The 21,203-nt window shown below is 63.4% G+C and carries 13 protein-coding genes; 6 read left to right on the top strand and 7 right to left on the bottom strand.

Annotation, left to right across the window (positions count from 1 at the left end):
• Positions 1 to 227: 227 nt before the first annotated feature.
• On the top strand, positions 228 to 695 hold the full coding sequence (locus PQR32_RS15780) for a hypothetical protein (protein ID WP_408228281.1): 468 nt from the start codon (positions 228 to 230) through the stop codon (positions 693 to 695).
• Positions 696 to 862: 167 nt separating this feature from the next.
• Here PQR32_RS15780 and PQR32_RS15775 read toward each other — a convergent pair whose 3' ends face one another.
• A complete protein-coding gene (locus PQR32_RS15775) occupies positions 863 to 1,561 on the bottom strand; it encodes an aspartate/glutamate racemase family protein (protein WP_408228279.1) in 699 nt (232 codons plus the stop codon).
• Positions 1,562 to 1,765: 204 nt separating this feature from the next.
• Between PQR32_RS15775 and PQR32_RS15770 the strand changes: the two genes are divergently transcribed.
• Positions 1,766 to 3,058 carry an amidohydrolase family protein gene (locus tag PQR32_RS15770; RefSeq protein WP_408228276.1) on the top strand — a complete coding sequence of 431 codons (1,293 nt, stop codon included), beginning with the start codon at positions 1,766 to 1,768 and terminating at the stop codon, positions 3,056 to 3,058.
• Between the two features lie 103 nt (positions 3,059 to 3,161).
• Here the strand turns inward: PQR32_RS15770 and PQR32_RS15765 are convergent, their stop codons facing one another.
• On the bottom strand, positions 3,162 to 5,270 hold the full coding sequence (locus tag PQR32_RS15765; protein WP_408228273.1) for a M3 family metallopeptidase: 2,109 nt from the start codon (positions 5,268 to 5,270) through the stop codon (positions 3,162 to 3,164).
• Positions 5,271 to 5,603: 333 nt separating this feature from the next.
• Here PQR32_RS15765 and PQR32_RS15760 point away from each other — a divergent pair, with 333 nt between their 5' ends.
• Positions 5,604 to 6,719, top strand: a complete 1,116-nt coding sequence (locus tag PQR32_RS15760) for an acyltransferase family protein (protein ID WP_408228270.1) — start codon at positions 5,604 to 5,606, stop codon at positions 6,717 to 6,719.
• A gap of 238 nt (positions 6,720 to 6,957) precedes the next feature.
• On the opposite strand, the gene folD is transcribed toward PQR32_RS15760, so the two are convergent.
• The 5 genes from folD to fixL form a co-directional block, all read right to left on the bottom strand.
• A complete protein-coding gene (gene folD / locus PQR32_RS15755) occupies positions 6,958 to 7,818 on the bottom strand; it encodes a bifunctional methylenetetrahydrofolate dehydrogenase/methenyltetrahydrofolate cyclohydrolase FolD (protein WP_408228267.1) in 861 nt (286 codons plus the stop codon).
• Between the two features lie 359 nt (positions 7,819 to 8,177).
• Positions 8,178 to 9,116, bottom strand: coding sequence for a DUF2950 domain-containing protein (locus tag PQR32_RS15750; protein ID WP_408228264.1), 939 nt, complete (start codon positions 9,114 to 9,116; stop codon positions 8,178 to 8,180).
• Between the two features lie 23 nt (positions 9,117 to 9,139).
• Positions 9,140 to 10,630: a DUF3300 domain-containing protein gene (locus tag PQR32_RS15745; protein ID WP_408228261.1), complete on the bottom strand. Its 1,491-nt coding sequence runs from the start codon at positions 10,628 to 10,630 to the stop codon at positions 9,140 to 9,142.
• 576 nt (positions 10,631 to 11,206) lie between these two features.
• Positions 11,207 to 11,851 carry an oxygen response regulator transcription factor FixJ gene (fixJ, locus tag PQR32_RS15740; protein WP_006051254.1) on the bottom strand — a complete coding sequence of 215 codons (645 nt, stop codon included), beginning with the start codon at positions 11,849 to 11,851 and terminating at the stop codon, positions 11,207 to 11,209.
• A complete protein-coding gene (gene fixL, locus PQR32_RS15735) occupies positions 11,848 to 14,364 on the bottom strand; it encodes an oxygen sensor histidine kinase FixL (protein ID WP_310815188.1) in 2,517 nt (838 codons plus the stop codon). Before fixL ends, fixJ begins: the two co-directional genes overlap by 4 nt.
• 275 nt (positions 14,365 to 14,639) lie before the next feature.
• Between fixL and aceE the strand changes: the two genes are divergently transcribed.
• The 3 genes from aceE to lpdA all read left to right on the top strand — a co-directional run bounded on the left by aceE (position 14,640) and on the right by lpdA (position 21,131).
• Positions 14,640 to 17,336 carry a pyruvate dehydrogenase (acetyl-transferring), homodimeric type gene (aceE, locus tag PQR32_RS15730; protein ID WP_408203692.1) on the top strand — a complete coding sequence of 899 codons (2,697 nt, stop codon included), beginning with the start codon at positions 14,640 to 14,642 and terminating at the stop codon, positions 17,334 to 17,336.
• Between the two features lie 86 nt (positions 17,337 to 17,422).
• Entirely contained in the window at positions 17,423 to 19,075 is a 1,653-nt protein-coding gene (gene aceF / locus PQR32_RS15725) for a dihydrolipoyllysine-residue acetyltransferase (RefSeq protein WP_408228257.1), read from the top strand.
• Between the two features lie 259 nt (positions 19,076 to 19,334).
• A complete protein-coding gene (gene lpdA, locus PQR32_RS15720; RefSeq protein ID WP_408228254.1) occupies positions 19,335 to 21,131 on the top strand; it encodes a dihydrolipoyl dehydrogenase in 1,797 nt (598 codons plus the stop codon).
• The last annotated feature ends 72 nt before the right edge of the window (positions 21,132 to 21,203 follow it).

Genomic DNA, 21,203 nt, shown 5'->3' with positions numbered 1-21,203 from the left:
CGCTCGCATCTCTGACGGATTGCTGCAGGTGGTTGCCTGCGCTGCCCGGGGAGCGCGCTGACACGTTGCCGCCGGCAGCATTTGGACTGGCGGCCCGCATGCTCCATTGCCTGGCGCAGTCCTGAGCGGTGCCTGAACTGGACGCGGAGCTGACGGCGTTCGGCTCATCGGTCGAGGGGTCGTTGCTGCCGCTGGTGCTGTAGCTTTGGTCTACTCCGGAGACGCGCATGTTCGATGCTCCAGGAAATGAGGTCACAAGGAAGGTCTGGTGGAATCCCGGGATCCCTGAGGATGATCGTAGGCATGACAGTCGGCACCCTGGTGGTAGCGGGGCATGGCGTGTCCAAGTCGTCACGCGTGGCCATGGGGAGCATCGACTGTTAGGCCGTTTCTGCCAGTCGCGTGATGGCAGAGCGATCAGCAGCACCGCCGAGGTGTCCTACGCAACCGGGAGCCTGTGCGATCTACGGCGTGAAGCGAACAGCGAAATCCTCTACGACTTCGCCGACCAGCCTTCTAGCGAAGAAGGTGACTACGACACCGTGGGCACTGAAGACGGGCGCATGCTTTTCAACGCGATAGACGGAACAACGGTCCACGAGAGCGACGTCGTCCTCGCCAGTGCGTCGCGCGAGTCAGAGTTTCTCGCGCAAAATGTCGGCGCCGATGTAAACATGACCTCGTCGCCGAAGTAAAGGTGACCCACTTGGGAGGCGATGGCGGCGTTTGCCGCCGACGCAGACTCAGGGGCAAGCAAATGGAAATCAAGGTATTGGCCAGGCGCGGGACGGCGGTGCGTCCCGAATGCCGATCTGCCGGCGTCCGCGCGCACATGCGTTGAAGCACACGCGCGCGTCGCCCTTCACTCCGAGTCGATCGCCCATTCCACCGCCGCCTGCGCATGCAACGCGGTCGTGTCGAACACGGGCAACACGGAATCTTCCGGCTTGATCAGCAAGGTGATTTCGGTGCAGCCGAGAATCACCGCCTGCGCGCCACGCGCGGCCAGCGCTTCGATGACACGCTGATACACCGCGCGCGAAGCGTCGTTCACTTTGCCGTGGCACAGCTCGTCGTAAATGATGCGATGCACGTCCGCGCGTTCGGCTTCGTCGGGAATCACCGTCTCAAGGCCGTAGCGCTCGCGCAGGCGCCCCGTGTAGAAAGTTTGCTCCATCGTATAGCGCGTGCCGAGCAAGCCCACCCGCTCGATGCCTGCCGCGCGCAGCGCGCTGCCCGTCGGATCGGCGATATGCAGGAAGGGCACGTCGATCGCCGCCTCGATCGATTCATACACGCGATGCATCGTATTGGTCGCCAGCATCACCAGGTCGGCGCCGCCTCGTTCGAGTTGGCGCGCGGCGTCGGCCATCTGCTGGCCGAGCGCGCTCCAGTCGCCCGTGCGCTGGTTCGCCTCGATCGGCGCGAAGTCGACGGTGAGCATCAGGCTGCGGGCGTTGTGGTGGCCGCCCAGGCGCGCTTTGGCGTGGCGGTTGAGCAGCTTGTAATACTCGGTGGACGATTCCCAGCTCATCCCGCCGATCACGCCGATCGTTTTCATGTGCTTGCTCCGTGAGTGGATGACGGCGCGCCATCAACCGTCTGTCTGGCGAGTATAGGCGGCCGGTGGGACGCACAGCCGGTACGGATCGCGCGCCGCTCGCCGGTACGGCCGGATGAAAAAACGTCGAACAAAAACGCCGCCACGCACTTTCTGACGCCGATAGAATCGTAGTCAATCAGGAAGGGTCAAAGGGAGCGACACATGGATCTGATCATCCGCCACGCGATGCTGCCGCCTGGCGCCGCGCCGCAGCAAAAACAGCCGGTCGACATCGGCATCGAAGCGGGCCGCATCGTCGCGGTCGAGCCGAGTCTGGCCGCTAATGCGCGCGAAGAAATCGATGCCGCGGGCTCACTCGTCACGCCGCCGTTCGTCGATCCGCATTTCCATATGGACGCGACGCTCTCGTACGGTTTGCCGCGCGTGAACGCGTCGGGCACGCTGCTCGAAGGCATCGCGTTATGGGGCGAACTGAAGCCGGACCTGACGCAGGAGGCGCTGATCGAGCGCGCGCTGCAGTATTGCGACTGGGCCGTCGCGCGCGGGCTGCTGGCCATCCGCAGCCACGTGGATGTATGCGATCCGCGCCTGCTCGCAGTCGAGGCGCTGGTCGAAGTGAAACGCCGCGTCGCACCGTATCTCGATCTGCAACTCGTGGCCTTTCCGCAGGACGGCGTGCTGCGCAGCGCCGGCGCGTTCGAGAACCTTAAGCGCTCGATCGCGATGGGCGTGGACGTAGTCGGCGGCATTCCGCATTTCGAGCGCACCATGGCCGACGGCGCTCAGTCCGTGCGCCTCTTGTGCGAGTACGCGGCGGAGCAGGGCTTGCGGGTCGACATGCATTGCGATGAGTCGGACGATCCGATGTCGCGTCACATCGAGACGCTCGCAGCTGAAACGCACCGGCTCGGTTTGCACGGGCGCGTCACTGGTTCGCATCTGACCTCGATGCATTCCATGGACAACTACTACGTCAGCAAGCTCCTGCCGCTGATGCGCGAGTCGGGCGTCGCGGCGATAGCGAATCCGCTGATCAACATCACGCTGCAAGGCCGCAGCGACACGTATCCGAAACGCCGCGGCATGACACGCGTACCGGAGATGATGGCAGCGGGCATCAACGTCGCGTTCGGCCACGATTGCGTGATGGACCCGTGGTACAGCCTCGGTTCGGGCGACATGCTCGAAGTCGCGCACATGGGTTTGCATGTGGCGCAGATGACGGGTGTCGACGGCATGCGCGCCTGTTTCGACGCGGTGACGGTGAATGCCGCGCGCATTCTCGGTCTGGAAGGCTACGGCATCGCGCCGGGCTGCGCGGCCAATCTCGTGCTGCTCGACGCGCGCGATCCGGTGGAAGCGATTCGCCTGCGCGCCGCGCGCCTCGCGGTGGTGAGCCGCGGCAGGGTGGTGAGCCGCGCGCCGGCCGCGCGCGCGGCGCTGTCGCTCGAAGGCCGTCCGTCGCAAGTGGACTTTAAATTGCATCGCGGTTGATTGCGGCACGATTTGCGGCAAACAAAAAAAACCGGTGCCTGCTCACGCAGGTCACCGGTTTTTTATCGGCGCCAAGCAAAGCGCCGACGCTTGCATCAACCAATCAATGCGCCGCGCCCGGCGACATGCCGTTATGACGCAGCAAGGCGTCGATATTCGGCTCACGGCCGCGGAACGCCTTGAACGACTCCATCGCCGGACGGCTGCCGCCCACTTCCAGAATTTCCTTGCGATAGCGCATGCCGGTCGCCTGGTCGAGCACGCTGCCGCTCGCCGCTTGCGCCGCTTCTTCGAAGGCCGCGTAGGCATCGGCGGAGAGCACTTCAGCCCACTTGTAGCTGTAGTAGCCTGCCGCATAACCGCCCGCGAAAATATGGCTGAACGTATTCGGCCAACGCGAGAACGGCGCCTGCGGCACGACATGGAAGCGCTCGTTGATTTCGCTCGCGAGTTCGGTGGCGTTCTTCGTGCCCGAAGCGTCGAAGCCGGTATGCAGTTGCATGTCGAACATCGAGAACACGATCTGGCGCAGCGTGCCCAGGCCGCTCTGGAAGTTCTTCGCGGCGAGCATCTTGTCGAACAGATCGCGCGGCAGCGGCTTGGCGGTCTCGACATGCGAGGTCATGTCGCTCAGCACGTCCCACTCCCAGCAGAAGTTTTCCATGAATTGCGATGGCAGCTCGACCGCGTCCCATTCAACGCCGTTGATGCCCGACACCCCCAGCTCATCGACGCGCGTGAGCATGTGATGCAGGCCGTGGCCGAACTCGTGGAACAGCGTGATGACTTCGTCGTGCGTGAAGCAGGCGGGCTTGCCGCCGACCGGCGCCGAGAAGTTGCAGGTCAGATACGCGACCGGCGTTTGCACGCTGCCGTGCGTGTGCTTGTGACGGCCGCGCGCATCGTCCATCCAGGCGCCGCCGCGCTTGCCTTCGCGCGCATACAGGTCGAGGTAGAACTGCGCGACGAGGCCGCCGTCCTGATTCTCGACGCGGAAAAAGCGCACATCCGGATGCCACACGGCCGCTTCATCGCGACGGATACGCACGCCGAAGAGCGTTTCAGTGACCTTGAAAAGCCCCTTGAACACGGCGTCTTCCGGGAAGTACTGTTTGACCTCGTTCTCGGAGAACGAATAGCGCTTCTGACGCAGACGCTCCGCGGCAAACGTCATGTCCCACGGTTGCAGCTCGGTCATGCCGAGTTCGTTCGCGGCGAACTCGCGCAGTTCCTTCCAGTCCTGCTCGGCATGCGGACGCGCACGCGTGGCGAGGTCTTCGAGGAAGCTCATGACCTGGGCGGGCGACTCGGCCATTTTCGGCGCGAGCGAGACTTCGGCGAAGTTGTTGAAGCCGAGCATGTGCGCTTCTTCGGCGCGCAGTTTCAACTGGTCGGCGAGCACCGCGGTGTTGTCCCACTCGGGCTTGCCGTTGCCGAATTGCGGGCCGAGCTCCGAGGCGCGCGTGACATAGGCGCGGTACATCGCTTCGCGCATCGGACGATTTTCGGAGTACTGCATCACCGGGAAATACGACGGGAAGTGCAGCGTGAACTTGTAGCCGGTTTTGCCTTCGCGTTCGGCCGCTTCCTTCGCGGCTTCGACGACGTCTTCTGGCAGGCCGGCCAGTTGCGCTTCATCGCCGGCTTCGACGATATACGCGTAGGCGTTGGTCGCATCGAGCACGTGATCGGAAAACGCTTTCGAGAGCGCCGCCTGGCGTTCCTGCAATTCGGCGAAATGCGGCTTCTGATCTTCCGGCAACTCCGCGCCGGACAGGCGGAAATCGCGCAGCGCATTGCCGAGGATCTTCTTGCGTTCGCCGGTCAGCGACGCGAAATCGCTGCTCGCGTTCAACGCCTTGTACTTCTCGTACAGCGCGAGATTCTGTCCGACGCTCGACCAGAATTCGGTGACGCGCGGCAGATTCTCGCCATACACCGCGCGCAGCTCGGGCGTATCGGCGACGGCGTTCAGATGGCCGACCACGCTCCAGGCGCGCGACAACGGTTCGGTGGCACGCTCGACCGGTTCGACCACGTCGGCCCATGAAGCGGGCGTGATCGGCAGGGCGGCGCGTTCGACGGCGGCGGCCGCATCGGCGAGCAGCACATCGAGGGCAGGCGTGACGTGTTCGGGGCGGATGTCGCCAAAGCGCGGCAGGTCGGAGAAATCGAGGAGCGGATTGTCGTGATTCGAGGCGGTAGTGGACATGAGGCTTCCTGTCTGACGCGGGTGAACGGGTAATCGGTGCATCGACGGGCATCCCCCAGGGGGACTTCCTTCGGAGCGCGCGTAATGACGACGGACGCCGCCCCATAACAGCCGATACACACATTATTGGGGCAGGGCGCGCCGATTCCAATCCGTCGACAGACAAATTATCAGATGTCGCGGCCCTGTGCGCGTGCCGGACGGGCCGGGCGGCACGCGCGCCGCAATAACGCGCCGCTGCGCTTTGTGCGAAAGCGCACGGTCCCGATTGCTGCTATGCGGCAAGGTGGAGCGTCGCTATCGGTCAGCGGCGTTTTTTGCAAAGAGGTATCAATGAATCCGCTTTCGGACGCTCTATCGCACAAGGGCAACAATTTTGATCTCGTGCGGCTGCTGGCCGCCATTGCCGTCGTGTATGGCCATTCGTACGTGCTCCAGGCTCCCGACGGCAGCACGGATTGGGTCCAGAACGCGCTGGGGTTCGACGGTTTCGGCGCGCTGGGCGTCTATGCCTTCTTCCTGCTGAGCGGCATGCTGGTGACCGCCAGCTTCGACCGGCAACGCTCGGTGCCGCGCTTCGCGGTGTTGCGTATCGCGCGCCTGTGGCCGGCGGTGGCGGCCGGGTCGCTGGTGACGGTGTTCATCGTCGGTCCGCTCTTCACGACGCTGACGCTGCGCGAGTATTTCGCCTCCGGCATGACGTGGGCCAATCTCGACAACTTCTCGACTATCGTGCGGAGCGCCGGCTGGGCGCTGCCCGGCGTGTTCGAGCACAACCGCTATCCGGTCGACATCTGCGGACCGCTCTGGACACTGCCGGTCGAAGTGCGCTGCTATCTGCTCGTGCTTGTGACCGGCATGGTGGGTTTGCTGTCCAGCTCGCGCGGCGTGATGCTTGCGGCCGCGCTCGGCTGCGCCTTCTTCATGCTGCACGTGGATCATTCGCATTGGCAGATCGGCTTGCGCGATTTCAGCGAAACACCCGACGGCTATTCGTTCTGGCCGGAGCCGTTTTTTATGCTGGGCATGCTGCTGTATGGCTGGCGTGAACGGATCGACATCAACGGCTTGACGGCGCTGGCGTTCACGATGGTGTTTCTGGTGTTCCGCGACACGGCCGGCGCGCAGCCGCTGTTCTATCTGGCCTTCGTGTACGGCGTGCTGTGGGTCGGGACGACGCCGCTCCTGCGGCGCTTCGTGCCGCGTCATGATTACTCGTATGGCATTTATCTGTACGGCTTCATGGTGCAGCAATGCGTCGCGAACATCGCGCCGCAGTTGAGCCATGTGACGGCGGTGTTGATCGCCGCGCCGTTTATTCTGTTGTGCGCGGCGCTGTCGTGGCACTTCGTGGAGCGACCCGTGCTGAAGTGGTGCCGCGGACGCTTGGCGCGCCCGTCGACGCCGCTAGCCGCGGGCATGCCGGCTGGCGATCAGGCCGTGCGCTGAGATGCGCTGAGGTATGAGGCGCGCGTTCGCGCCGATGGATGTGGAGACCTCGGCAAGACGCCAGGGCCGCACGATCCCGAAGCCCGTGAAGGTGCTTCGCTGGCGTTCCGGCGATCAAGGCGAGCGCTGAGAAGTGTGGCGCGCGTTAGCGCCGATGGAGGTCGATGCACCGGCGCGACGCCGGGGCCGTAAAGTCCCGAAGCCGGCGAAGACGCTCCGCCGGCTTTCTCCTGCCGCTTTACGCGTTCGCTGCCGCTTCGCGCTCGGCGGCTTCGATCGTGTTGACGAGCAGCATGGTGATGGTCATCGGGCCGACGCCGCCCGGCACCGGCGTGATGTAGCCCGCCACTTCCTTGACGCCCGCGAAATCCACGTCGCCGCACAGCTTGCCGGCTTCGTCGCGATTCATGCCGACGTCGATCACCGCCGCGCCCGGCTTCACCATCTCTGCCGTGAGAATGTTGCGCAAGCCGGTGGCGGCGACCACCACGTCGGCGTTGCGCGTATGGGCGGCCAGATCGCGCGTCTTGCTGTGGCAGATCGTGACGGTCGCGCCCGCTTCGAGCAGCAGCAGCGCCATCGGCTTGCCGACGATGTTCGAGCGGCCGATCACCACCGCGTTCGCGCCTTGCAGCGGAATCTCGTAAGCGGCGAGCATTTTCATGACGCCGTACGGCGTGCACGGACGGAACAGCGGCTGGCCGGTCATCAGCGCGCCGGCGTTGGCGACGTGAAAGCCGTCCACGTCCTTTTCCGGCGCGATCGCCTCGATCACCTTGTGGCTGTCGATATGCGGCGGCAGCGGCAGTTGCACCAGAATGCCGTGAATGCGCGGGTCGCGGTTCAGTTCGTCGATGCGCGCGAGCAGCTCCGCTTCCGGCAGGTCGGCCGGATAACGGTCGAACGACGAGCCGAGGCCATTGTCGTTGCACGCCTTCACTTTGTTGCGCACGTAGACTTCGCTGGCCGGATTATCGCCGACCAGCACCACCGCGAGGCCCGGCTGATGGCCGCGGGCGGTGAGGGCGGCGGCGCGCGCGGCGACATCGGCGCGCAGGGTCTTGGAAAGGGCTAGGCCGTCGATCAGTTTGGCTGTCATGGTCGGGTCGAGATGGGCAGTTTGGAAAGCGGGGCAGGGCGCAGACGCTTGTGTGTGCCGCGCGATGGCGCTTTTCAACGGGAATGGGTCGGCACGTGAAAAGCGCGCGGCGCGAATAGGGGTTAAGCGGCGCTGCAAAGTGCGACATTATACCGGCCCTGCCTGGTGAGCCGCGTACGGATTCCAGGCTGTGGGGCTGCGGTGGGGCTGCGGGCCGCGCGTGCCTCACATGGTGGGCACAGGCGTCCGGTTCGGACCGCCGGCAGCAACGGGTGCGCCGCCAGACGCGTGTTCGGGGTCCCGCGCCTGCCGCCTGCCGGCTGGTGCGGCGGCGGAGGCAGCGCTGTCAAACGCGACTGCTAAGGCTGGACCGCCTGCCAACCGGAGCCCGGATCGAACGATGCGATCGCCGCCGCCGCGTCCGCGGTGCGCGGCCCGAGGTTCTTCTGATACACCTCCCCGTCCTGGTTGACGATGAAACTCATCACGCCGGTCTTGCCATAGTCGGCCGGCGATGCAATCAGTCCGAACCCTTTGCCCAGCACGCCGTTATCGACGTAGTTCCTGGCGCCACCCTTCGCGTGCGCCCCTTGTGCCGTGAGAATGCGGAAGTGATAGCCGTGATACGCCTCTTCAGGCTGCGCGCCGTCGGGCATGGTGGCGGCGAGCGGTCCAAGGGGGCTTTCCGCTTCGCCGGGCGCCGCCGTCCAGTACAGGCCGTCGTGCTGTCCCGGCGTACTGACGAAGCGCTGTGCGTAGTGCTGGGTCAGGTTGCGATAGTCGTATTGCGCATCGAGGTAGGCGAGCGAGGTCAGAATCGCAGCGTGTTCATTGCGGCCGATGCGCCGTGTCAGCATCTCGTCGCGTCCCGCCGGTGGATCGAAACGCCAGCCGTTGCCCGACTGCACGAGCGGAATCGGCAGGGTCCAGCCGCTGTAGCCGACCGTCAGATGCGCGGTGGCGCGCCCCTTGTCCATCACCGGATCCGCGACGATTTGATGGTTTTTCGACCATTCGCCGAGGAACTGATAGATGTCGTCCTCGCCGATGCCTTCGGTTGGAATAAAGCGATGAAAATCGCCGCCGAGCACGCGCTTGAGGGCGTCGTCGTCGTTGCGCGCGAGGGCTTCGACGAAGGCATTGGCGGCGGCGTCCGCGCTGGGATAGACCGCCTGGGCATGGGCGGGGATCGCGCTGATCAGCAGAACCGGCGTCAGCAGCAGTGCGCCGGTGGTGCCGAGCGCGATGGCAAGTGTCAGGACGTGGGCGCGCAGCTTGCCGCGCGAGAATAGATGCATCACCAGACTCCTCCTTTCTTGGTTCAACGGTTGCGGCCGAAGTGATGTTCACCTGCACCGCCGCCGCCTAAGCTGCCACCGTCCAAGCCGCCGCCACCTCCACCCAAGCCTCCACCGCCCAGGCCGCCGCCCGAGCCGACCGTAGCGCTGCTACGCTGGAAACCGCCGCCGTTCGCGCCGAGATCTCCGCTCGTGCGTTGCTGGCCGCCGCCGTTCGCGCCGAGATCTCCGCTCGTGCGTTGCTGGCCGCCGCCGTTCGCGCCGAGATCTCCGCTCGTGCGTTGCTGGCCGCCGCCATTTGCGCCGAGACCTTCGCTTGTGCGCTGCTGGCCGCTGGCATTCGCGCCGCCCGCGTGCTGCTGGCCACCGCGGCCGGCGAGCGCGTCGCGGCTTGCCTCGCCGCGCTGCGCGTTCTGCCGCGCGGCTTTGCCGTCGCCGGCGCCGCGCAGCGCGTTGTCGCGATTCACGTTCTGCGCGCGGTTCTGCAAATTGGGGTTCGCCGTGCCGCCGTGATGAATCCCTTGCACACGCTGGCTCGCGCTGCCGCCCAGATTCTGGCCGGTGCGGTTTTGCAGCGTCTGCTGCGCCCGAGCGCGGGCGTCGTCGCGGCCGCGGTACGCATCGCGCTGTGTGCCGCCGACGTTATTGTTCAAGCTGCGATTGACGTTCGCGTTGCCGACGTTGCGATTGACATTGGTATTGCGGTTCCAGTTCGTCGTGCTGCCGTTCACGTTGATGCGGTGGTTCACATTGATATTGTTGTATCGGTTCACATTGATATTGACGTCATGCGAGTGCCAGTCGAAGCCGCCCCACAGCGCGTTCGCCACCGCTACGCCGGTGCCAAACGCAAGGCCCGCGACGAAACTTGTGCCGATCACATAACCGGGCGGCGGCGGTACATACACCGGCGGGTACGCGGGATAAGGCCACACGCCGTACACCACGGTCGGGTTGTAGGTCGGCACGTACACCACCTGCGGATTGGCCGGCACGATCTGGATCGTGCTCTGTTCGACCACGACCGTCTGCTGCGACGTCGTCTTCAGATTGCCGGCCGCTTGTGCTTGCCTGCGCAGACGCTGCACGGAGTCCATCACGTCGTTGGGCTGGGCGAGAAACGCGCTGCCGAGTTGCGTGACCCAATCCGCTTTCGAGGCCATGGTGGCGAGCACCTGCGGGAATGCAACGAGCGACTGCACGCTCGGGTCCCACGGCTCGGACGCGACTGCCTTGACGGCGCTGTCGCCTTGCAGCGTCGAGTTGACTCTGGACCATACGGCCGCGGCCTGCACGTCTTGCGGAAAAGTCGAGGCCATCAGCACCTGGGCGAGCAGTGCGTCCGGATAAAGCGCAATGGGGGCGGCCAGCGAATCGAGTTGCTGGTTCGACATCTTCGCGGTGCCCTGCGCATGGACGGTCTCCGGCGTGGCCAGTCCGACGAATAGTGGCGCTCCCGCAAGAACGGCGCAAACAAGCAACACATGCGAGCGGTGTGCTCCGGATCGTTTCACGATGAATTCCTCCCGGTGGGGTTTATACGACGAGATGCCGGTGCGCAGCACGGGCTGCGTCGCTTCGCCGCGATGGAATACGGCGAGGAAATGGCGAGCCGGGCTGGTGCCCGGTATGTGGCCGAACGGCTCGATCGACACGATGCGGGGGGGAAACGGTCGAGCCGCTCCAATTGTTTCGCATCACCAGGCGCTGCCGTATGCGGCGTTTCGCAGCATGTCACTCCCGCGCCAGTCGCCGCATCGGCGATGTCTGCTAAGGAGTTCTGCGTAAATTAAGGGGCGCGTCCGGATCCGTCAATCTTGTCTGAGGAAAGAACCTGTTGCGGATTAGCGTAAGTAATTGCTGAGTAATGCGTATTATCTTGCGCGCACCGTGTGCGTCGAAATTACGCAGTTCGTCCAGATTGCCATGCGATGGAGACGAGGGAAAAGCGAGCGGAGAGACGAGGAAGAAGAGGGGGAGACGGGCCGGACTCTTCAATAGTCCGGCCGTTGATGCGCAGTCACTTCCGGCTTGGCGGCGAGTCCCCCAAAGGGCCCTCCTTCAGGGTAAGCGCCGCCGCGCGAGGCTTATTATTGCGCCGGTTGCGGCTTGTTCGACAGCGCCAGTCGCAGCAGATCGGCAACCGTGTTGACGTTGAGCTTTTCCATGATGTTCGCGCGGTGCGCTTCGACCGTCTTGATGCTGATGCCGAGGTCGTCGGCGATCTGCTTGTTCAGGCGGCCGGCGATGATGCGCTCGAGCACCTGATGCTCACGCGCGGTCAGCTTGCCGAGACGTTCTGCCGCGGCGCGCTGCTGCTGCACGCTAGTGCTTTCGCTGCGCGCCTTGTCGAGCATGCGCTCGACAAGCTTGCGCAACTCGGCTTCGTCGAACGGCTTTTCGATGAAGTCCATCGCGCCTTTCTTCATCGTGGACACGGCCATCGGCACGTCACCGTGGCCCGTCACGAAGATGATCGGCAGCGATGCGTTGTCGGCGATCAGGCGTTCCTGCAGCTCGAGCCCGCTCATGCCGGACATCCGCACATCCAGAATCAGGCACGCGATCTGGCCCGGATGCTGATGCGGCTGCCATGCGTCGATGAACTGCTCGGCGCTGGAGAAGCATTGCACGCGGTAGCCGTTCGCCTCCAGCAGCCAGCGCAGCGAATCTCGCACGGCCTCGTCGTCATCGACGACAAAGACAGTTTCCTGTGTGGTGACTGGGCTGTTCATAGCTCTCCCGTAACGGTTTGTGGTGTCGGCGCCTGTGCCCCGCCGTTGCTCGGGCCATCAGGCTCTCCAATAGGCAGACTGCAATGGAACGTGGCGCCTGTGATGTGGCCGTCAGATTCGACGTTGTTGACCACCCACAGACGGCCGCGGTGCGATTCGATAATCGAACGGCAAATGTTCAGCCCCATGCCCATACCATCGGACTTGGTGCTGTAAAACGGTTCGAACAGCCGCTCGGCTGTTGCTTCGTCGACGCCCGGTCCCTGGTCGACGACACTGATGCAGACAAACCCGCTCTCCAGCCGCACGACCACGCGGATCACCGGATCGACTGCATTCGGACGGGCTTCGGCCATTGCTTCGGCGGCGTTCTTCAGCAGGTTGACCAGCACCTGCTCGATCAGCACCGGGTCGACGTAGATCACCGGCAGGCGCGAGCGCAGATCCGTGACGATGCGAATGCGGCGCTTCCTCGCCTCGATTTCGGCCAGACCCACGGCGTCGGCGACGATATCGGCCACGCGCGTGGCTTGCCGCTTCGGCTCGCTGCGCTTCACGAACTCGCGGATGCGCTTGATGATCATGCCGGCGCGCACCGCCTGCTGGGCGGTTTTTTCGAGCACGGGCAGCAGATTGTCAGGCGTCGTCCGACCGGATTTAACCAGTGCGACGGTTCCGGAGCAATAGTTATTGATCGCGGCGAGCGGTTGATTCAGTTCGTGCGCGAGCGACGAGGCCATTTCGCCCATCGTCATCAGACGGCTGGTGAACTGCAGCTTCTCGTCCTGCTGGCGCGACAGTTCCTGCGCCTGCTTGCGGGTCGTGATGTCGGTCGCGATCTGCATCTGCGCGAGGTGGCCGTCCACCCACTGGATGTACTGGCGGCGCACTTCGAACCACTTCTGGATACTCTGCACGTAGATTTCCTGCGCATCGGCGGTGCTTTCGGTCAACGCGGCGGCGGGCAGGCCGGCGTACGTATCCACCATATCGATCGAATCGGACGACGCCTGTGCGCTATCGAACCCGCCGCCCGCCAATTCCAGATGGCCGTCCGGGCGAATGCCGAAGAGGTGCCGGTAATAGCGGTTGGCGAACAGCAGTTCGGCTTCGTCGGCGGCCAGCACGGAGACGGCGGCGTCGAGACTTTCGAGCACCGTGGTGAAGCGCTCGTGCGCGGCGGCGAGTTCTTCGCGCGCGCGCTTCGGCTCGGTGATGTCGGTCATCGACGACATCCAGCCGGTCTGGCGGCCTGAACTGTCGATCAGCGGCGACACGTAGAGACGCGCATGGAACAACGAGCCGTCCTTGCGGCGCACCCGCAATTCGAAGCCGGATGAGGGCGCCTTGCCGCGCAGCGTCATGTCGAGCTGGCGCTGCATTTCGGGGTAAGCGTCGCGCGGCCAGTAGGCGAACGGCGCGTTCTTGCCGACCAGATCGCTTTCGTCCCAGCCGGTCATGCGGCAAAACGCCGGATTGACGTGGGTGATGCGCCCATGCATGTCGAGCACGCGCATACCGATCAGCACCGAGTTTTCCATTGCGCGGCGGAAGAACGCTTCGGCGTACAGCGCCTGCTGCGCTTCGAAGCGTTGCCGCGTGTGTTTCCACAAACTCCACAGGCTCCACAGCACGAAACAGGACAGACCGGCCACCAGCCACACCAGCGTGTTGTTGGTGAAGTTGGTCATCTGCGGGAACGCGTAGACGCGCACCGAGACGCCCTGGCCCGGCGGATCGAGCGGCAGATCGTAGAACATGTCGCGCGGCAGGCGCGGGCGGGTCGACGTGGTGGTCAACTCGCGGTTGTTCACATCGATGATCGAGATTTTGTATTTGGCGGACAGCTCAGGCGGAATGTCGTGCTTGAGGATCCCTTCCACCGAGAACACGGCGGCGATCGTGCCAAGGAAGTCGCGGTCGCGGAACACCGGCGTTTGCAGCGTGATGTAGCCGTTGCCGAGATCGTCGTAGATGAGCGGCGAATACACCTGGCGGCGCGTGTTGCGCGCCTCGGTGAAGGCGGCTTTGACGGCTTCGTCCATCTGCGCGTCGTTCGGCTTGGCCAGACGCTGGCCGAACACGGGTAGAGCGGTATTGGGCCAGCGCGGTTGCTGCGCGCTCGTGTACCAGTTCATGTAGAGGATCTCGGGATGCCCCTGCATGATGTCCGTGGTGGACACCTGAAACGAATGCGGATCGGCGTGGCCGGCGACCAGATCGCGCGCGAGCGCCTGGATCTGCTCCTGCGCGCCGGTCATGGACAGGCGGATCTGCTGCTGCGCCCACGCGACGTTACGGTAAAGCGTGTCTTCCTGCTGTTGCTGTTCGCGCCGATTCAGGCTCCACAAAATCAGACTCATGACGACCAGGAACACCAGGATCGACAGAAGCGGCGTGAGCAAATAGGAATTGGACCACCACGGTCCGTGGTGCCAGCGGGAGGACGGCGTCGAATCCGCGGGCGAACCGGCGGTGCGCGCCGAGCGTGCGAAAAGCCGTTCGGTCAACATGCGTGGCATTGTAGCGCAGCGTGAAGCTAGCAAATGGCGCAAAAAAGCGCGGAAAGGACCATTAATCGGCGCAAACTAGCCAGCGTATCCGTCGATCGGCAGTCAAATCAGGTTGCGCCGCAACAATTTTCCGCATTATGAGATTCGATCTCGTAATTCGAAAATTTTGTTGCGCGGACGTCGGGACCCTTATTACAATCGGCCGAAGCTGCCGCGGCCGTGCTTCGTCCGCGTCGTCTGTTCAAAGAGCGTTCCTCTACATCCAGGAGACGAGCATGTCCGCTGTACCCGACGAAGTCATGAAATATGTCGCTGCTGAAAAAGACGACGATCCCCAGGAAACCGGCGAATGGCTTGAAGCGCTGGATGGCGTGATTTCTGCTGTGGGCCCAGATCGCGCTCACTACCTGATCGAGAAACAGATCGAATTCGCCCGCGTGCACGGCGAACATTTGCCGTTCTCGGCCAACACGCCGTATATCAATACGATCCCGGTTTCGCGTCAGGCGAAGATCCCCGGCGATCAGGACATCGAACACCGTATCCGCTCGTACACGCGCTGGAACGCCATCGCGATGGTGCTGCGCGCCGGCAAGGACACCAACGTCGGTGGCCACATCGCTTCGTTCGCTTCCGCCGCCACGTTGTACGACGTCGGCTACAACCACTTCTGGCATGCGCCATCCGCTGAACATGGCGGCGATCTCGTGTTCGTGCAGGGCCACTCGTCGCCGGGCGTCTACTCGCGCGCGTTCCTGCTGGGCCGCCTGACCGAGAACCAGCTCGACAACTTCCGTCAGGAAGTGGGCGGCGAGGGCATCTCGTCGTATCCGCACCCGTGGCTGATGCCGGACTTCTGGCAATTCCCGACCGTCTCGATGGGCCTCGGCCCGATCATGGCGATCTATCAGGCGCGCTTCATGAAGTACATGCAGGCGCGCGGCATTGCGAAGACCGACGGCCGCAAGGTCTGGGCCTTCCTCGGCGACGGCGAAACGGATGAACCGGAATCGCTCGGCGCAATCGGCATGGCCGGCCGCGAACGCCTCGACAACCTCGTGTTCGTGATCAACTGCAACCTGCAGCGCCTCGACGGTCCGGTGCGCGGTAACGGCAAGATCATTCAGGAACTGGAAAGCGAATTCCGCGGCGCCGGCTGGAACGTCATCAAGGTCATCTGGGGCAGCCGCTGGGATGCGCTGTTCCAACGCGACAAGTCGGGCGCGCTGATGCGCCGCATGATGGATGTCGTCGACGGCGAGTACCAGACGTACAAGTCGGAGTCGGGCGCGTTTGTGCGCGAGCACTTCTTCAACACGCCGGAGCTGAAGGCGCTGGTCGCCGAATGGTCCGACGAGGAAATCTGGAACCTGAACCGCGGCGGCCACGATCCGCACAAGATCTACGCAGCGTTCCAGGAAGCGTCGAATTCGCAGGGCCAGCCGACCGTCATCCTCGCGAAGACGATCAAGGGCTACGGCATGGGCGAAGCCGGCCAGGCGATGAACATCACCCACCAGCAGAAGAAACTGCACGTGGATCAGCTGAAGAAGTTCCGCGACCAGTTCCGCCTGCCGATCGCCGACGAAGACCTCGTCAACGTGCCGTACCTCAAGTTCGAAGAAGGTTCGAAGGAACTCGAGTACATGCGTGCTCGCCGTCAGGACCTCGGCGGCTATCTGCCGGCGCGTCGTCAGAAGGCCGAGTCGCTGCCGGTGCCGGAACTGTCGGCATTCGAGCCGCTGCTCAAGGGCACGGGCGAAGGTCGCGAGATCTCCACGACCATGGCGTTCGTGCGGATCCTGAACATCCTGCTGAAGGACAAGGCGCTCGGCAAGCGCATCGTGCCGATCGTGCCGGACGAGTCGCGTACCTTCGGTATGGAAGGGTTGTTCCGTCAGATCGGTATCTGGAATCAGGAAGGCCAGAAGTACGTGCCGGAAGATTCCGACCAACTCATGTTCTACCGTGAGTCGGAAACTGGTCAGATTTTGCAGGAAGGCATCAACGAAGCCGGCGGTATGGCTGACTGGATCGCTGCCGCGACGTCGTACTCGACGCACGGCGAGATCATGATTCCGTTCTACATCTTCTACTCGATGTTCGGCTTCCAGCGTATCGGCGATCTGGCATGGGCGGCGGGCGACATGCGTTCGCGCGGCTTCCTGCTGGGTGGCACGGCGGGCCGCACGACGCTGAACGGCGAAGGTCTGCAACACGAAGACGGCCACTCGCTGCTGTGGGCGGCTTCGGTGCCGAACTGCATCAGCTACGATCCGACGTTCGGTTACGAACTCGCGGTCATCATGCAGGACGGCCTGCGCCGCATGGTCGCGGATCAGGAAGACGTGTATTACTACGTCACGGTGATGAACGAGAACTACGAGCACCCGGCGATCCCGCAGGGCGAAGCGGTAGCGGCCGACATCATCAAGGGCATGTACTCGTTCCGCAAGGCCGAAGCGGACAAGAAGGCGCCGCGCGTGCAGCTGATGGGCGCGGGCACGATCTTCAACGAAGTGATCGCCGCCGCCGACCTGCTGAAGAACGACTGGGGCGTCGCCGCCGATCTGTGGAGCGTGCCGAGCTTCACCGAACTCGCGCGCGAAGGTCACGAAGTGCAGCGCTGGAACCTGCTGCACCCCACGGAAGAAAAGAAGCTCTCGCACGTCGAGAAGCTGCTGAAAGACGCACAAGGTCCGGTCATCGCCTCGACCGACTACGTGCGCGCGCTGACCGAGCAGATCCGCGCGTTCGTGCCGCAGAAGTTCGTCGTGCTGGGCACGGATGGCTACGGCCGTTCGGACACGCGTGAAAAGCTGCGCCACTTCTTCGAAGTCGACCGCTACTGGGTCACGGTTGCCGCGTTGAATGCTCTCGCAGATGAAGGCACGATCGAACGCAAGGTAGTCGCCGAGGCGCTCAAGAAGTACAACCTTGATCCCGCCAAACCCAACCCGATGACCGTCTAAGGCATCATTCCCCGTGTGCCATGGCGTGCGCGCCCGCTCCTGATCGACAGGGGCAGGCCGCGTACGCGGCCCAGGAGACACTAACAATGAGTCAAGCGATCGAAGTCAAGGTGCCGGACATCGGCGATTACAAGGACATCCCTGTGATCGAGGTGCTGGTGAAGGCGGGTGACACCGTCGAAAAAGAGCAATCGCTCGTTACGCTGGAATCTGATAAGGCGACCATGGACGTGCCGAGCTCGGCCGCCGGTGTCGTCAAGGAAGTGAAGGTCAAGGTCGGCGACAATGTGTCGGAAGGTTCGTTGATCGTCGTGCTGGAAGGCGCTGAAGGTGGCGCGGCTGCGCCCGCTCCGGCGCCTGCCGCTGCGCCGGCTCCGGCATCTTCGCCCGCGCCCGCGGCTGCTCCGGCACCCGCACCGGCTGCGAGCGGCGGCGGTCTGCAGGAAGTCAAAGTGCCGGATATCGGCGACTACAAAGACATTCCCGTGATCGAAGTCGCGGTGAAGGTCGGCGATCGCGTCGAGAAAGAGCAGTCGCTGGTGACGCTCGAATCCGACAAGGCGACCATGGACGTGCCGAGCTCGGCTGCCGGCATCGTCAAGGAACTGAAGGTCAAGGTCGGCGATACCGTGTCGGAAGGCTCGGTGATCGTCGTCGTGGAAGCGGAAGGCGGCGCGGCTGCGCCGGCTCCGGCTCCCAGGCAAGAAGTCGAGAAGCCGTCCGATGCGCCGGCTGCACCATCGCCGGCTCCGGCGGCTCCGTCGGCGCTCGCTCAGGCGCCGGTGATTCCGGCCGGCGAAGGTGGCGCGCGCCACGCGAGCCATGCGTCGCCGTCCGTGCGCAAGTTCGCGCGCGAACTCGGCGTCGACGTGACGCAGGTGCAGGGCACGGGTCCGAAGGGCCGTATTACGCAAGCCGACGTGACCGCCTTCATCAAGGGCGTCATGACCGGCCAGCGTGCTGCGCCGGCTGGTGCTGCGGCACCGGCGGCCGCGGGTGGCGGCGAGCTGAATCTGCTGCCGTGGCCGAAGGTCGATTTCACGAAGTTCGGCCCGGTCGATCCGAAGCCGCTGTCGCGCATCAAGAAGATTTCGGGCGCGAATCTGCATCGCAACTGGGTCATGATTCCGCACGTCACGAACAACGACGAAGCGGATATCACCGAGCTCGAAGCGCTGCGTGTGCAGTTGAACAAGGAAAACGAAAAGTCCGGTGTGAAGATCACCATGCTGGCTTTCGTGATCAAGGCTGTCGTTTCGGCGCTGAAGCAGTTCCCGACGTTCAATGCCAGCCTCGACGGCGATAACCTGGTGTTCAAGCAGTACTTCCATATCGGGTTTGCGGCTGATACGCCGAATGGTCTGGTCGTTCCTGTCATTCGCGATGCAGACAAGAAGGGTTTGATCGATATCGCCAGGGAAATGGCCGAGTTGTCAAAGGCTGCGCGTGACGGCAAGTTGAAGCCGGATCAGATGCAAGGTGGCTGCTTCTCGATTTCTTCTTTGGGTGGCATTGGCGGGACGAACTTCACGCCGATTATCAATGCGCCTGAAGTGGCCATTCTCGGGTTGTCGCGTGGCGCGATGAAGCCGGTTTGGGATGGCAAGCAGTTCGTGCCGCGTTTGATCCTGCCGCTTTCGTTGTCGTATGACCATCGCGTGATTGATGGTGCTGCGGCGGCGCGGTTCAATGCGTATCTTGGGGCGCTTCTTGCCGATTTCCGGCGTGTGATTCTTTGATGTGGTGATTGGGTTGCGCGGGGCGCGGGTTTTTTCTGTTATCCGCGTCTCTCTGTAGAACCTGCTTTCTTTTCGGTCTATTAGCGTCGCCCCTGTGCGGGGCGGCACTTACTTTTCTTTGTCTTCCAAAGAAAAGTAAGCAAAAGAAAGGCGCGTCCTTGGGCGGACAGCAAAGGCTGATTCTGTTCATGGCGTTGCCAGCTTTTGGGCTGGATTGCGCGGTTCTTCTCATCACGATCAATAAGAGAAGGGGACACTAATGAGTCTCGTCGAAGTAAAAGTGCCAGATATCGGTGACTTCAAGGATGTCGATGTCATCGAAGTCAATATCAAGGCGGGCGACGTCATCGAGAACGAACAGGCGCTGATGACGCTCGAGTCCGATAAGGCCTCCATCGAAGTGCCGAGCGATGCCGCCGGCACGGTCAAGGAAGTCCGCGTCAAAGCCGGCGACAAAGTCTCGCAAGGCACGGTGATCGCGCTCGTCGAAACATCGGCGGACGCGGCTCCCGCGAAAGATGCACCGAAGGCTCCAGCCAAGGAACCTGAGAAGGCGCCCGCTCAAGCGGAAGCAAAACCGCAGGCGGCGGCTCCGGCCAAGGCGGCGGCGCCCGCTCCGCAAGCCGGTAGCTTCTCCGGCAACGCGGATATCGAGTGCGACATGCTCGTGCTCGGTTCGGGCCCCGGCGGCTATTCGGCGGCGTTCCGCTCGGCCGACCTGGGTATGAAGACGGTGCTCGTCGAGCGTTATTCGACGCTTGGCGGCGTGTGCCTGAATGTCGGCTGTATTCCGTCGAAGGCGCTGTTGCACACGGCGCTCGTGATCGATGAAGCCGAAGCGCTCGGCTCGCACGGCATCACGTTCGGCAAGCCGCAAATCGATCTCGACAAGCTGCGCGACTTCAAGTCGGGCGTCGTCAAGAAGCTCACCGGCGGTCTCGCCGGCATGGCGAAGATGCGCAAGGTCGAAGTGGTCACGGGCACGGGTTCGTTCGTCGATCCGCATCATATGGAAGTGCAGGTCGAGGGCGGCAAGAAAGTCGTCAAGTTCAAACAGGCAATCATCGCCGCGGGCTCGGAAGCAGTGAAGCTGCCGTTCGTTCCGGAAGATCCGCGTGTGGTCGATTCGACCGGCGCGCTCGAATTGCGTCAGATTCCGCAACGCATGCTGGTGATCGGCGGCGGCATCATCGGGCTGGAAATGGCCACGGTGTACGCCACGCTCGGCGCGCAGATCGACGTGGTCGAAATGCTCGACGGTCTGATGGCCGGCGCGGATCGCGATCTGGTCAAGGTCTGGGAGAAGTACAACAGCAAGCGCTTCGCTAACGTCATGCTGAAGACGAAGACCACCGCGGCGGAAGCGAAGGACGACGGCATCTATGTGTCGTTCGAAGGCGAGAAAGCTCCGGCCGAAGCGCAACGCTACGACCTCGTGCTGGTTGCCGTCGGCCGTTCGCCGAACGGCAAGAAGATCGGCGCGGACAAGGCAGGCGTCGCGGTGACGGATCGCGGCTTCATCGACGTGGATAAGCAGATGCGCACCAACGTGCCGCACATCTTCGCGATCGGCGATATCGTCGGTCAGCCGATGCTCGCGCACAAAGCCGTGCATGAAGCCCACGTCGCCGCCGAAGTCGCACACGGCGAAAAGGCGTACTTCGATGCGCTGCAGATTCCGTCGGTGGCCTACACCGATCCGGAAGTGGCCTGGGCCGGCAAGACGGAAGACCAGTTGAAGGCCGAGGGCATCAAGTACGGCAAGGCGGTGTTCCCGTGGGCCGCGTCGGGCCGTGCGATCGCCAACGGCCGCGACGAAGGTTTCACAAAACTGCTGTTCGACGAGGAAACGCATCGCGTGATCGGCGGCGGGATTGTCGGTCTGAATGCGGGCGACCTGATCAGCGAAGTGTGTCTCGCGGTCGAAATGGGTGCGGACGCAACGGATATCGGTAAGACGATTCACCCGCATCCGACGCTCGGCGAATCGATCGGCATGGCCGCCGAGTTGTACGAAGGCGTCTGTACCGATCTGCCGCCGCAGAAAAAGAGGTAAGGCGATTCGGTCCGTCTGCACTAGCGCAGGTGGATTCGATGGTGCAAATAAAAACGGCGCGCCCCGCAAAGG

The sequence above is a fragment of the Paraburkholderia dipogonis genome (assembly GCF_046027395.1).
Taxonomy (GTDB): Bacteria; Pseudomonadota; Gammaproteobacteria; order Burkholderiales; family Burkholderiaceae; genus Paraburkholderia; species Paraburkholderia dipogonis_A.
The sequence above is the reverse complement of the archived record's forward strand: the minus strand, read 5'-3'. Positions and strand labels throughout refer to the sequence as shown.